12 protein-coding genes and 1 tRNA gene are annotated in these 13,404 nt (G+C 46.2%); 1 reads left to right on the top strand and 12 read right to left on the bottom strand.

Annotation, left to right across the window (positions count from 1 at the left end):
* Window positions 1–7 precede the first annotated feature (7 nt).
* From zapE to FD975_RS04595, 4 genes are read right to left on the bottom strand one after another with little or no spacing between them, the layout of a single operon-like run.
* Entirely contained in the window at window positions 8–1,111 is a 1,104-nt protein-coding gene (zapE, locus tag FD975_RS04610; protein ID WP_215303484.1) for a cell division protein ZapE, read from the bottom strand.
* A complete protein-coding gene (lpdA, locus tag FD975_RS04605) occupies window positions 1,112–2,548 on the bottom strand; it encodes a dihydrolipoyl dehydrogenase (RefSeq protein ID WP_215303482.1) in 1,437 nt (478 codons plus the stop codon).
* Between the two features lie 11 nt (window positions 2,549–2,559).
* Window positions 2,560–3,774 carry a 2-oxoglutarate dehydrogenase complex dihydrolipoyllysine-residue succinyltransferase gene (gene odhB / locus FD975_RS04600; protein ID WP_215303481.1) on the bottom strand — a complete coding sequence of 405 codons (1,215 nt, stop codon included), beginning with the start codon at window positions 3,772–3,774 and terminating at the stop codon, window positions 2,560–2,562.
* A 43-nt stretch (window positions 3,775–3,817) separates the two neighbouring features.
* Complete coding sequence (locus FD975_RS04595; protein ID WP_215303479.1) at window positions 3,818–6,676, bottom strand: 2-oxoglutarate dehydrogenase E1 component; 2,859 nt, start codon at window positions 6,674–6,676, stop codon at window positions 3,818–3,820.
* Between the two features lie 295 nt (window positions 6,677–6,971).
* On the opposite strand from FD975_RS04595, the gene FD975_RS04590 reads away from it, so the two are divergent.
* Window positions 6,972–7,670: an excisionase family DNA-binding protein gene (locus FD975_RS04590; protein WP_215303478.1), complete on the top strand. Its 699-nt coding sequence runs from the start codon at window positions 6,972–6,974 to the stop codon at window positions 7,668–7,670.
* A gap of 89 nt (window positions 7,671–7,759) precedes the next feature.
* Here the strand turns inward: FD975_RS04590 and FD975_RS04585 are convergent, their stop codons facing one another.
* From FD975_RS04585 to rplT, 8 genes are all read right to left on the bottom strand, one after another.
* Window positions 7,760–8,044, bottom strand: coding sequence for an H-NS family nucleoid-associated regulatory protein (locus FD975_RS04585; protein WP_215303476.1), 285 nt, complete (start codon window positions 8,042–8,044; stop codon window positions 7,760–7,762).
* A gap of 204 nt (window positions 8,045–8,248) precedes the next feature.
* Window positions 8,249–8,650, bottom strand: coding sequence for a PaaI family thioesterase (locus FD975_RS04580; RefSeq protein ID WP_215303474.1), 402 nt, complete (start codon window positions 8,648–8,650; stop codon window positions 8,249–8,251).
* A 22-nt stretch (window positions 8,651–8,672) separates the two neighbouring features.
* Window positions 8,673–8,749: transfer RNA gene (locus tag FD975_RS04575), tRNA-Pro, on the bottom strand.
* 25 nt (window positions 8,750–8,774) lie between these two features.
* Window positions 8,775–9,125 (bottom strand): MerR family transcriptional regulator, encoded by a 351-nt coding sequence (locus tag FD975_RS04570; protein WP_215303472.1) that lies wholly within the window; start codon window positions 9,123–9,125, stop codon window positions 8,775–8,777.
* The gene (locus FD975_RS04565) at window positions 9,103–9,426 is read right to left on the bottom strand and encodes an integration host factor subunit alpha (protein ID WP_215303470.1); all 324 of its coding nucleotides are present in this window, start codon (window positions 9,424–9,426) and stop codon (window positions 9,103–9,105) included. The genes FD975_RS04570 and FD975_RS04565 overlap by 23 nt, the downstream gene beginning before the upstream one ends.
* 40 nt (window positions 9,427–9,466) lie before the next feature.
* Window positions 9,467–11,923, bottom strand: coding sequence for a phenylalanine--tRNA ligase subunit beta (pheT, locus tag FD975_RS04560; protein WP_215303468.1), 2,457 nt, complete (start codon window positions 11,921–11,923; stop codon window positions 9,467–9,469).
* Between the two features lie 31 nt (window positions 11,924–11,954).
* On the bottom strand, window positions 11,955–13,001 hold the full coding sequence (gene pheS / locus FD975_RS04555) for a phenylalanine--tRNA ligase subunit alpha (RefSeq protein WP_215303466.1): 1,047 nt from the start codon (window positions 12,999–13,001) through the stop codon (window positions 11,955–11,957).
* A gap of 29 nt (window positions 13,002–13,030) precedes the next feature.
* On the bottom strand, window positions 13,031–13,396 hold the full coding sequence (rplT, locus tag FD975_RS04550; RefSeq protein WP_011902675.1) for a 50S ribosomal protein L20: 366 nt from the start codon (window positions 13,394–13,396) through the stop codon (window positions 13,031–13,033).
* Between the last annotated feature and the right edge of the window lie 8 nt (window positions 13,397–13,404).

Genomic DNA, 13,404 nt, shown 5'->3' with positions numbered 1-13,404 from the left:
CCCTATTTTAGGTCAAGCTGGTGTCAATTACCCGGCGAGGCGCATCCAGGTAGTCACGAGACTGCATCTCAATTAAACGTGAAACCGTCCTTGAGAACTCGCTGGTAATTTGACCCTCAGTGTATAAATCCACCGCTGGGACCTCTGCGGAGATGATTAGCTTGATTTTATGGTCATACAGGACGTCAATCAGCCAAATAAAGCGGCGGGCTTCATTTGTCATTCTGGGTGGCATATAAGGCACCCCGGACAAAATCACCGTATGAAAGAGCTTGGCAATCTCTAAATAGTCATTTTGGGATCTTGGGCCGCAGCAAAGAGTCTGGAAGTCAAACCAAACTATACCCTCGGCCATATGCAAAGGCCTTAATTCTCGAGATTCAATACGCAATACAGGTCGGACTGTTTCCTTCTGATTCCCAATTAAGGTTTGGAACATCCGCATTAATACAGTATGAGTCTCTGCATTGACTGGCGTGAGATAGGCCTCAACTTGAGCCATCTGCACACGGCGATAGTCATTACCAGCATCCACATTCATCACGTCGAGCTGTTCCTCAAGCAATTTAATAGCTGGAAGCAAACGATCGCGATGCAAGCCATTGGGATAAAGCTGGCTAGGCTGGTAATTGGAAGTCATGACAAACTGCACTCGATCTTCAAACAGCGCACTCAACAAGCGATACAGAATCATCGCATCGGCAATATCGTTGATATGAAACTCATCAAAACAAATCAGTCGATATCTCTTGGCAATTCTTTTAGATAGTTCATCGAGGGGATCAGCCATACCAGAGAGCTCATGAAGTTCACGGTGAACCTCGCGCATGAACTCATGAAAATGAATACGGATCTTTTTTTCCAAAGGGGATGCAGCAAAGAAGCAATCCATGATAAAGGATTTGCCCCGACCTACTCCACCCCACAGATAAACGCCACGGGGAAGCTTTGGTTTGAACAGTTTCTTTTTTAGGCCATTGCTACGGATTTCTTTATAAGCAATCCATTCATCTTCACAGCGCTGTAAGCGCTCAATGGCAGCAAGCTGCGCGGGATCGCTCTGATACCCGCGCGTCTTTAACTCTTGATGGTAATACTCTAATGCTTTCAATTACATGTTTAATGCACGTTTGTCCGTCGCCAATGCTGCTTCGCGAACCACTTCCGATAAGCTTGGGTGTGGATGACAGATACGAGCAATATCTTCAGCTGCCGCTTTAAATTCCATCGCTACAGCTGCTTCTGCAATGAGGTCAGAAGCATTTGGTCCAATAATATGAACGCCTAAGATTTCATCGGTTTTTTCATCGGCCAATACTTTGACGAAGCCATCGGCACGATCCATACCCAATGCACGACCGTTAGCAGCAAATGGGAACTGACCAGCCTTATAAGCAATACCAGCCTGTTTTAGCTGCTCTTCAGTTTTACCAACCCAAGCAATTTCTGGATCGGTATAGATTACCCAAGGGATGCAGTTGTAGTCGATATGGGGTTTTTGACCAGCAATCGTTTCGGCAACCAGCACACCTTCATCTTCCGCTTTGTGGGCTAGCATTGGTCCACGTACAACGTCACCTACGGCGTAAACGCCAGGTGCAGCTGTTGCGCAAGTGTGATCATCAATTGGAATGAAGCCACGCTCATCCACCTTAAGACCAATTTTATCGAGACCTAATTTTTCAGTATTCGGAACACGTCCAACAGACACAATTAAACGGTCACACTCTAACTTCTGAGCTTTTCCTTCACTATCGGTGTAGTTAACAACAACACCCTTCTTGTCTGCCTTTACTTCACCAATCTTGACGCCCATATTGATTTTGAGCCCTTGCTTGGTGAAAATCTTGTGCGCTTCTTTAGCAATACCTTGATCGCAAGCACCCAAGAACGTTGGGAGCGCTTCCAGAATAGTGACATCAGAACCAACACGGCGCCAAACAGAACCCAACTCCAGACCGATTACGCCAGCACCAATAACGCCAAGCTTCTTCGGAATGGAATCAAATTTCAAACCACCTTCGTTATCGCTAATCAATACGTTATCGACAGGAATGCCTGGCAAATGACGTGCTTTTGAGCCAGTTGCGATGATTACATTCTTAGCAGTCACCACTTCTTTGTCTTTGCCATCAATCTTGACTTGGTAGCCATCGGCACCTTTGCCTTCAAAAGAAGCATGGCCTTTTAACAAGGTAATTTTATTTTTGCGGAACAGGAATTGAATACCCGCAGTCATCTTCGTCACAATCGCATCTTTACGAGCGATCATCTTGCCGGAGTCCAGCTTGACTGATCCTACAGTGATGCCGTGGTCAGCAACGTGATGGCTAATCTTCTCAAATTCTTCAGAAGAAGCCAGCAAAGCTTTAGATGGAATGCAACCCACGTTCAAGCAAGTTCCACCTAAGCGTGGCTCACCTTTTGGATCGTCATAGGCATTCGATTCAGCGCAAGCAACCTTAAAGCCAAGTTGTGCTGCACGGATCGCGGCGATGTAGCCGCCAGGGCCGCCGCCGATTACTAATACGTCAAATGAGTGGCTCATGTTCTTCCCTCTTACAAATCAAGGAGAAGACGTGAAGGATCTTCCAAGGCATCCTTCATCGCAACCAAACCAAGAACCGCCTCACGACCATCAATGATGCGATGGTCATATGACAATGCTAGGTAGTTAATTGGACGAATTACGATTTGTCCATTCTCAACTACTGCACGCTCTTTAGTTGCATGGATACCCAAGATTGCAGACTGTGGAGGGTTAATGATTGGAGTGGAAAGCATGGAGCCAAATACGCCACCATTAGAAATCGAGAATGTACCGCCAGTCAGCTCATCGATCGACAGCTTACCGTCGCGCGCCTTCGCACCAAACTCAGCAATTTTTTTCTCGATGTCTGCCAAATTCATTTGATCTACGTCACGCAGAATTGGAACTACCAAGCCGCGTGGTGAACTAACTGCAATACCAATATCAAAATAACCGTGATAAACAATGTCGTTGCCATCAACAGAGGCATTCAACAATGGGAATTTCTTTAGCGCATGGGTAGCAGCTTTAACAAAGAAAGACATGAAGCCCAACTTCACGCCATGCACTTTTTCAAACTGATCTTTGTACTTATTGCGCATGGCAATTACTGGAGCCATGTTGACTTCATTGAAAGTAGTCAAGATGGCGTTGTTTGCCTGTGACTCAAGCAAGCGCTCAGCAATACGAGCACGCAAGCGGCTCATTGGTACACGCTCTTCTGGACGATCGCCCATTGGAATTGGTGCGCTCGGCAATGCAGCAGATTTTGCACCACCGGCAGAAGCGTTTAATGCGTCACCCTTAGTAATGCGACCGTCACGTCCAGAACCAGCAACTTGACCAGCATCGATATTTTTCTCTGCAAGGATCTTTGCAGCAGAAGGTGCAGCAGCAGCGCCAGACGATTTAGCAGCCGGTGCAGCTTTAGCAGGAGCGGCAGCGGGAGCTGCTGCAGGTGCTGGAGCAGCTACAGCCGCTGCAGGGGCAGCAGAAGCAACAGCAGTACTATCAATCTTCGCAATCAACTGCTCAGCAACAACTGTGCCGCCGTCAGCAACAACGATCTCTGTGATTACCCCAGCAGATGGAGCAGGAACTTCCAACACCACTTTGTCGGTTTCAATCTCAATCAAAATCTCATCTTGACCGACAGCATCACCTACCTTCTTTTTCCATTGCAACAAAGTAGCTTCGGCTACTGACTCGGAGAGCTGAGGAACTTTAACTTCAAAAATAGCCATGATTAATCCTATTTAGTGTTTGTATATTGAGTGATGTCTACGATTACTTCGTAATGACATAACCCTTAAGTTTTGCGAATGCTGCAGTAAGAAGAGACTTTTGCTGTTCTTGATGGAGATGAGCATATCCACAAGCTGGTGAAGCTGATGCTGGACGACCCGCATATGCCAACTTCATACCTTCAGACATATTCTCCAAAATATTGTGCTGAACAAAGAACCAAGCGCCTTGGTTTTGTGGTTCATCCTGACACCACACAACCTCTTCAAGGTTCGGGTACTTCTTCAACTCAGCAGTCAACGCTTTATGTGGGAACGGATAGAGTTGCTCCAAACGAATAATCGCCACATCATCAAGCTTTTTCTCGGTACGTGTTTTGGCTAGATCGTAATAAACCTTACCGGAACACATTACTAAACGAGTCACCTTCTTGCCATCGATACTGTCATCGCGTTCAGGAAGAATGGTTTGGAAACCACCCTTGGTGAACTCAGTCAATGGCGAAGCGGCTTCCTTGTTACGTAGCAATGATTTTGGTGTCATCAAGATCAGCGGCTTGCGGAACTGACGAATCATCTGACGACGCAATACGTGGAAGATCTGTGATGCCGTAGTTGGCTGAATCACCTGCATATTGGTATCAGCACACAACTGCATGAAGCGCTCTAGACGTGCAGATGAATGTTCTGGTCCCTGACCTTCATAACCGTGCGGCAACATCATGACCAAGCCGTTTGCGCGACCCCACTTCACTTCACCTGAAGCAATAAATTGGTCAATTACAACTTGAGCACCGTTAGCAAAATCGCCGAACTGCGCTTCCCAAATAGTCAAGGTATTAGGCTCAGCTGCTGCATATCCATACTCAAAACCAAGGACAGCCTCCTCTGACAAGATCGAGTCAATTACCAAAAATGGAGCTTGATCTTTTGCAATGTGACGGAGGGGAATGTAAACCCCTTTATCCCATTTTTCACGGCTTTGGTTATGAAGCACTGCGTGGCGATGGGTAAAGGTTCCACGACCACTATCCTCGCCAGATAAGCGAACTGGGTAGCCACTAGCCACTAAGGATGCGAAAGCCATATGCTCACCCATACCCCAATCGATATTAGTTTCACCGCGACCCATTGCAGCGCGGTCTTTGAGAACCTTCTCAACCAACGGGTGAACCTGGAAGCCCTCGCGGACTGTTGAGACTCTCTCTGCTAAGCGCTTCCATTCAGTTAACGGAATTGCGGTGTCCGCTTCATCGGTCCACTTCTTATTTAAGAATGGTGACCAATCTACTGCGAACTTACCCTTAAAGTTACTTAATACTGGATCAGAGGTTTGCTTACCAGCATCCATTGCAGCACGGTACTCTTTCACCATCAAATCACCGGTACCAACTGGCAATACACCTTGTGCCTCTAACTTATCGGCGTAATGCTTGCGTGTACCTGGGTGAGCTGCAATGATTTTGTACATCAAAGGTTGTGTCATTGCAGGAGTATCTTGTTCGTTGTGACCAAGCTTCCTGAAGCAAACGATATCAATCGCAACATCTTTGTGAAACTGGCTACGGAACTCTACCGCCAACTTTGTTGCCAATACCACCGCCTCAGGATCATCACCATTCACGTGCAGTACCGGCGCATCAATTACCTTCATGATGTCGGTGCAATACAAGCTTGAACGCAAATCGCGTGGATCTGAAGTAGTGAAACCAATTTGGTTGTTTATCACAATATGGATCGTGCCACCAGTAGAGTAGCCACGAACTTCCGCCATCGCTAAAGTCTCTTGCATCACGCCTTGGCCTGCAATCGCCGCATCACCATGCACCAATACCGGCATCACTTGCTCACCCAACAAATCGCCGCGACGCTCCATACGAGCACGGGCAGAACCCTCAACCACTGGGTTCACGATTTCTAGATGGGATGGATTAAAGGCCAATGACAAATGCACTGGACCAGCAGGAGTAGCAATATCACTCGAGAAACCCTGGTGATACTTCACGTCGCCTGCAGGCAAAGTTTCTGGGCCCTTGTGCTCAAACTCAGCAAACAAGTCTGTAGGCATCTTGCCCAAAGTATTGACCAACACGTTGAGACGACCGCGGTGGGCCATACCAATCACAATTTCTTGAACACCCTTGGAACCAGCCTCACGGATTAACTCATCCATACAGGCGATGAAGCTTTCACCACCCTCAAGAGAGAAACGCTTTTGACCGACATACTTAGCCTGTAAATAGCGCTCTAAACCTTCGGCCGCAGTCACGCGGTCGAGAATCTGGCGCTTTTGATCCACATTGAAATGCGGGGTTGCGCGAATGGACTCTAACTTCTCTTGCCACCACTTCTTAATCTTTTGGTCTGCAATAAACATGTACTCGGCACCCAGGGTGCCGCAGTAGGTTTGACGCAAGGCTTGCAATAAATCACGCAAGGTCATTTCATTCTTACCAAAGAATGTATTGCTGGTGTTAAAGACGATATCCATATCGCCGTCACCAAAGCCATAGAAGGCTGGATCTAATTCAGGAATATCCGGACGCTCTGTGCGCTTTAAGGGATCAATATCCGCCCAACGATTACCTACGTTGCGATACGCAGCAATCAGCTGCTGAACGGCTACACGCTTGCGACCCATTTCAGAGTCAGCCGAATCTGCGGATACCGTACGAATAGGACCTTGCTTCGCGCGCTCAGCAAAGGAAGCAACAATAGGTCCATGGGCAATGTCAGCTCGAGACGAACCATCGACCGCTGGAATTTGCTTCACGTTATCAAAATAATCTCGCCAGTGATCAGCTACAGAAGCTGGATCGTGCAAGTAGGATTCGTAGAGTTCCTCTACGTAAGGGGCGTTTCCGCCGAAGAGATAGGAATTATCTCTTTGATCCTGCATCATGATGCTCACCTTTCATCGGGTTTCCCGAATAAAAACTGTGGTTAAAACCATTCGCTCTACGGCTAAACCGCTTTACGAATTGATCTGTGCGAATACTGTTACAACCGTTAATTTAACACGATTACCCATTGATCCATAAAGGGCTTTCCCTGATTTTGGGCTTGCACGAGTATTTCCCCTATTTGGATCTTGAATAAGAATTTTCCTACCCTGATTTAAACCGCTCCTGACAGATTCCCTTAGATTTGATTCGTATTCTCTAAATCTTCAAATGAATTAATGAGATTAAGGACATATGAAAGCGATTACCCCAGATTTAGAATATCTAAGTACCCGTCAAAGCGCCAAAGTGTTGCAGGTATCACTAGGCACCGTCCAGAAAATGGTTGAATTAGGTGAATTAATCGCCTGGAAGACACGGGGCGGTCATCGCCGAATTCTAGCCACCTCGCTTGATCAGCAACTTGCCCGCCGTAAACGAGCTATGCGCCAAAAAACCACTCAAAACTGTATTGCAATGGGCATCTTTAGAAGGGCTGAGAATAGCCATGAATTACTTGAATCCATTCAATGTTGGCAATTAAAGGTGGATATGGAGGTTGCTGTTGATAGCCTAGAAGGTCTGATGAAGGCCGTTTCCATTACTCCAGACTTGATATTTCTGGATGCCCTAATACCGCCAGTTGAGCAAGTCCATTTGATCCATTATCTGAGCAAAAACAAGGACACACAGCGTATTCCTATTTTAGTAGATGAAGGATTTATTCGGCTTCATCCCGGGGTAATGGGCCTCGCAGATGAAAATACTGTCGGGGTGAGATCGCGGTACCCAGAAATCCTTCAGGAAGAACTGCAGAATGGGTTAATTGACCAAAATCCCCTCATTATTGGCTATCCAGCAACCAATCCAGACAATGAGGCCAATCTTGGACAAAATCGGCATGAAATACTGGAACCTCTCTTTATCCAGGCTTTGAACAGGAAATGTACCTAGGGTCTTAAATCGCAAATACCCAAAATTAAAGGCTGCTCAATTTACACTGAGCAGCCTTTTTTAAAAATAAATCTATTTAAATCAGTATCTTAGATCAGGAAGTTACTGCGATCTCTACCCTCAATCCACTTTGGAGCCTTGCCACGACCAGTCCAGGTTTCACCGGTTGCAGGATTACGATACTTAGGAGCAACCTTACCGCTCGAGCTACGTGCACCGGCTTTGCGACTGAATAAATCTGAGGCTGTCAGGCCATACTGCTCAATAATAAGTTTTGCTTTTGCGATACCGTCAGCTTTTTCACGCAAAACTGCTTCTTTAATCTGTTTATCCAACAATTCACGTTGGGCTAAAAGTTCTTTATAAGAAGACATGTATTAATTTCTCCGAATATTAGTTTTATGGAATAAAAAAGAATTAGTTATTCCTGAAACGTCATTATATACAGAGATTAATAATTCAGTATATATATTTAAATATAATTTATATCCTATGATTAATAAGGCTTTTTAGGTGTTTTGATTATATTAACTGACATATTAATTATAAATACTATATTGAATATGGCCATTTATGAGCTATCTTCTAAGCATAAATGTACCGCTAGATTTAGCAGTAACTTCACCGGCCTCATTTAAGACTACGGCCTCACAGTAATTAATCGTTTTTCCAGATTTCAGGACGCTGCCCTCCACCACGATCTTGCCAACACTGGGACGCAGAAAGCTGACGCTCATATCAATCGTCATTGCACCAAGGGGCTGATCAACAGTGCTTCGAGCCGCCGCACCCATCGCAAAATCTAAAAGAGTCATCACAACACCACCATGAGCAATATGAAAGCTATTCTCAAACTCGGGCTTAATTACCAAGCTAATTCGTGATTTACCCCCTTCAGCATACTCAGGTACAACACCCAAGTGAGCCAAGAATGGAATAGTTAAACCAAAATAAGTCGTGTTGTTTGTGCTGGATGTCATAGCAATTTTGAAATTGAGGTGATGGTCGGGGCGAGAGGATTTGAACCTCCGACCACATGCACCCCATGCATGTACGCTACCAGGCTGCGCTACGCCCCGACGAGAAACAAAATTGTATCAGTAACTATTTAGAGAGAATTTGCAGTACAGCCTGCAATTCATCACGCAAGCGAAGCTCACCACGAGCCTCATCTAGGCGATTTCTGGCACCACTGATAGTGAAGCCTTCCTCATACAGAAGCGCTCTAATCTTGCGGATTAAAACAACTTCATGATGCTGATAGTAACGACGATTACCTCGACGCTTTTGAGGGCTTAGTTGTGAGAATTCTTGTTCCCAATAGCGCAATACGTGCGATCGAACGCCGCAGAGGTCTGATACCTCACCAATAGTGAAATAACGCTTGGCGGGAATTGGGGGGAGCTGAGAACTGAGCAGCGCCGACCCAGCATCAAATGCTGTTTTCTCGAGCATGTGACTCAACTACATCCTTGAGCTTTTGACTTGCGTGAAATGTAACAACCCGACGCGCTGCAATGGGAATCATCTCACCAGTTTTAGGATTACGACCTGGACGGGCTGATTTATTGCGCAATTGGAAATTACCGAAACCAGAAATCTTTACCTCAACCCCCGCCCCTAGAGACTGTCCGATGCGATCAAAGAAGGCATCAATCATATCTTTAGCTTCGCGCTTATTCAGACCAACTTGATCAAAGAGAGCTTCCGAGAGCTCATTCTTGGTAACGGTATCGTTGCTAACTAAATCATTCATGGCGGAAGTCTCTTTGTAATATCTTTTACCAATATTAAACCTAGCGCAGACGGGCTGCGCAATTTTTCTCAAGTGCAGCCAATAAAGCCGTCATCGCCGCTTCAATTTGAGCATCCTGCAGGGTTTCTTGCGGGTTCAGCAAAGTTACGCGGAAAGCCAAACTCTTTTCGTCATCAGCCATGCTGCTTGAACCAGCTTTTGGCTTGAACTCATCAAATAACTCAATTGCTTTAACAAAGTTTTGCTTTTTTGCGTTCATTGCATCTAATAAGGCCTGCGATGAGACTGCCTGTTTCACTACTACCGCTAAATCACGCTGCACTGCAGGAAACTTACTTAACTCCTCTGGTTGCGGAATACCAAGATTGCGAATCGCCTCTAAATCTATCTCAAACAGAACTGGCGCCTGCGGTAACTCATAAGCCTGCTGCAATCCAGGATGCAATTCACCAATCCAACCGATATTTTGTTTACCAGTTGGGCTTACTAATTGAATTTGCGCACTACGACCGGGATGCAGTGCAGGATGAACGGCTGCCTCAGTCGTGAAATGCAAAGGATCCAGAACGCGCTCCAAATCACCCTTCACATCAAAGAAATCCACTGCGCGATCTACACTTGCCCACTGCTCAGGGACAAATGATCCGTAAGCTAAACCACCAACTTGCTGCGGCTGATGAAAGCCTGCCACCTTGCCAGCCTCTTCTTGTGCACTCGAATCGCGCTTAAAGACGCGACCGGTTTCAAATAAACGGACGCGGCTAGCACCACGATTGAGGTTAGACTTAAGATTACCTAGTAGACCACCCCATAGATTGCTGCGCATCACGCCATACTGACTAGCAATTGGATTGAGCACAGCAATTAAATCTTTTTCAGTAGCGGCAGCTAAACGCTGCTCGCTTTCTAAATCGGTAAATCCGAAATTCACCGCCTCTTGATACCCTTGCAGAGCCAAACGTTGACGCAATAAGTGCACTCCACGCTTTGCCTCAGCTTTGGCACTCATCTTTAAAGATGAGATGGGTGGAACATCGGGAATATTTTCAAAGCCGTACATGCGTGCGACTTCTTCAATCAGATCTTCTTCGATTTCAATATCAAAGCGGTAGCTTGGGGGTGTAACGACAAATACATCACCCTCTTGTTTGAATTCAAAACCAAGGCGTTTAAAGACATCGGCAACTACGTCTTGAGTGAGGGGAATACCAATCACCTTTTCGGCCCTAGCCAAACGCATTTTTACTGGTTTGCGCTCAGGGATAGCCAATACTTGATCATCAATTGGGCCAACTTGGCCGCCACATACCTCAACAATCAGAGCAGTCAAATACTCCAAGCAATTAGCGGTATTTTGTGGATCAACACCACGCTCAAAACGATGTGCTGCATCTGTACTGAAGTTGAAGCGACGGCTACGACCTTGGATTGCTGAAGGCTGCCAATAAGCCGCTTCAACATAAATATTTTTAGTGTCGTCAGTCACGGCGCAGTGATTGCCACCCATGATTCCGGCTAAAGCTACTGGACCACTTTGATCAGCAACTACACCAGCATCCTGCATCTTGCCTGCAGAGTCTGGGCCTTGCAGAGTTACTGTCTGGCCATTTAATAACTCAAGAGTTTCACCTGGCTTTGCCCAGCGCACAGATAAGTCACCAGTCAACTTATCAAGATCAAATACATGGGTAGGTTGACCCATCTCCAACATGACATAGTTTGACAGGTCTACTAAAGGAGAAATACTTCTTTGACCTGCATTGCAAAGACGTTGAATCATCCAATCAGGCGTTTCAGCTTTTGGATTGACACCACGAATAACGCGTCCTGCAAATCGTCCACAAAGATCTGTGTTTTCAATAGTGACTTTGAGCTTGTCCTGGATAGCAACACCTACAGGAGTCCACTTAGGCGCGCACAACTCAGCGCCGGTAATTGCCGACACTTCCCGAGCCATACCCATGAGCGATAAGCAATCTGCTTTATTTGGGGTCAGCTTAATCACAAAGATTTGATCATCCAGGCTTAGGTATTTGCGAATATCCTCGCCTACTGGTGCATCTAAAGGTAGTTCCAGGATGCCTTCGTGATCATCACCAAGACCAAGCTCACGACCAGAGCACAGCATGCCTTGACTCTCGACACCGCGTAACTTGCCTACTTTAATCATGAATGGCTTGCCACCCGCTTCTGCTGGCGGCAATTCAGCTCCAACTAATGCACAAGGAATTTTGATACCTGCGCGTGCATTGGGAGCGCCACAGACAATTTGTAATTCTTGGCCAGTGCCAGCATCGACTTTACAAACACGCAAGCGGTCTGCATCCGGATGCTGCTCAGCTGAGAGAATTTGTGCAACAACAATCTTTGTAAATGGGGGCGCTACTGAATGCTGCTCTTCCACCTCAAGACCAGCCATAGTCATTGCATGACCTAAAGCATTGCTATCGAGCGAAGGATTTACATAATGGCGTAACCAAGATTCAGAAAATTGCATATGCGCTATCTACTATTAGAAGGTTGGCAAATTAAGCCGGAAATTGCGCTAAGAAACGGAGGTCGTTCTCAAAGAAAAGGCGTAAATCATCTACGCCATAGCGCAACATCGTCAAGCGCTCTAAGCCAGAGCCAAAAGCAAAACCGGTATAGCGCTCTGGATCAATACCCATATTGCGCAATACATTGGGATGAACCTGCCCCGCTCCAGAAATCTCTAGCCATCGACCAGCCAACTTACCGCTACCAAAGGCCATATCGATTTCAGCTGAAGGCTCAGTGAATGGGAAATACGAAGGGCGGAAACGAACTTGCAATTCATTCGTTTCAAAAAAGGTTCTCAAGAAATCGGTGTAAACACCCTTAAGATCGGCAAATGAAACACTCTCCGCAATCCATAAACCTTCAACCTGATGAAACATTGGAGAATGCGTTGCATCACTATCAACACGATAGGTTCTGCCTGGGGCAATCACCTTGATTGGCGGCATCACATCAGCGTGAGCGTATTTCTTGACATGCTCGCTCGCATAACGAACTTGAATTGGGCTAGTGTGTGTACGCAACAACAAAGGCTTCCCATTGGAATCTTTACCATCGATATAGAAGGTGTCCTGCATTGAACGCGCAGGATGATTCTCGGGACTATTTAAGGCGGTGAAGTTAAACCAATCGGTTTCAATTTCAGGGCCATCAGCTACATCAAAACCAATAGAGCGGAAAATCTCTTCAACCCGTTCCCAGGTGCGCATCACAGGATGCAAGCTACCTACTACTTGGCCACGACCAGGCAATGAGACATCAATGGATTCCGCCGCAAGACGTTGCAGCAATACCGCATCAGCCAATGCTTGGCGACGCTCTTGTAATGCAGTTTCTACTTGGGTTTTGATTTGATTAATTTGGGCGCCAGCACTCTTACGCTCATCAGGCGACATTCCACCAAGCGCTTTTAAACGCTCAGTGAGAACACCTGACTTACCGAGATACTTGGCTTTCGCGTCCTCTAGAGCTGCCGAATCGGCAGCTCCGAGGAAATCACGTTTAGCATCCTCGACAATGTGGTCGAGAGAAACCATTGCAGCTTAGTTTTTGAGTGAACTAAGAATTAAGCTGCAGCGTTTACTACGGATTTGATCCGAGTAACCAAAGCAGCGAAAGCCGCTTTGTCAGCAATGGCCATATCAGAAAGCACTTTGCGGTCAAGCTCGATCGCAGCCTTCTTCATACCATTCATGAATACGCTATAGGTCATGTCATGCTGACGAACTGCCGCGTTGATACGAGCAATCCACAATGCGCGGAATACACGTTTCTTATTACGACGGTCACGGTATGCATATTGACCAGCACGCATAACTGCTTGCTTAGCAATACGGAATACATTTTTACGACGTCCACGATAGCCAGTTGCGGCATCGGTGATTTTCTTATGACGGGCTCTTGCTGTAACCCCACGTTTGACTCTTGGCATTTATTTCT

This window comes from Polynucleobacter sp. AP-Jannik-300A-C4 (assembly GCF_018688335.1).
In the GTDB taxonomy this organism is placed as follows: domain Bacteria; phylum Pseudomonadota; class Gammaproteobacteria; order Burkholderiales; family Burkholderiaceae; genus Polynucleobacter.
Note: the sequence above shows the minus strand (reverse complement) of the source record. Positions and strands in the feature narration are given on the sequence as shown.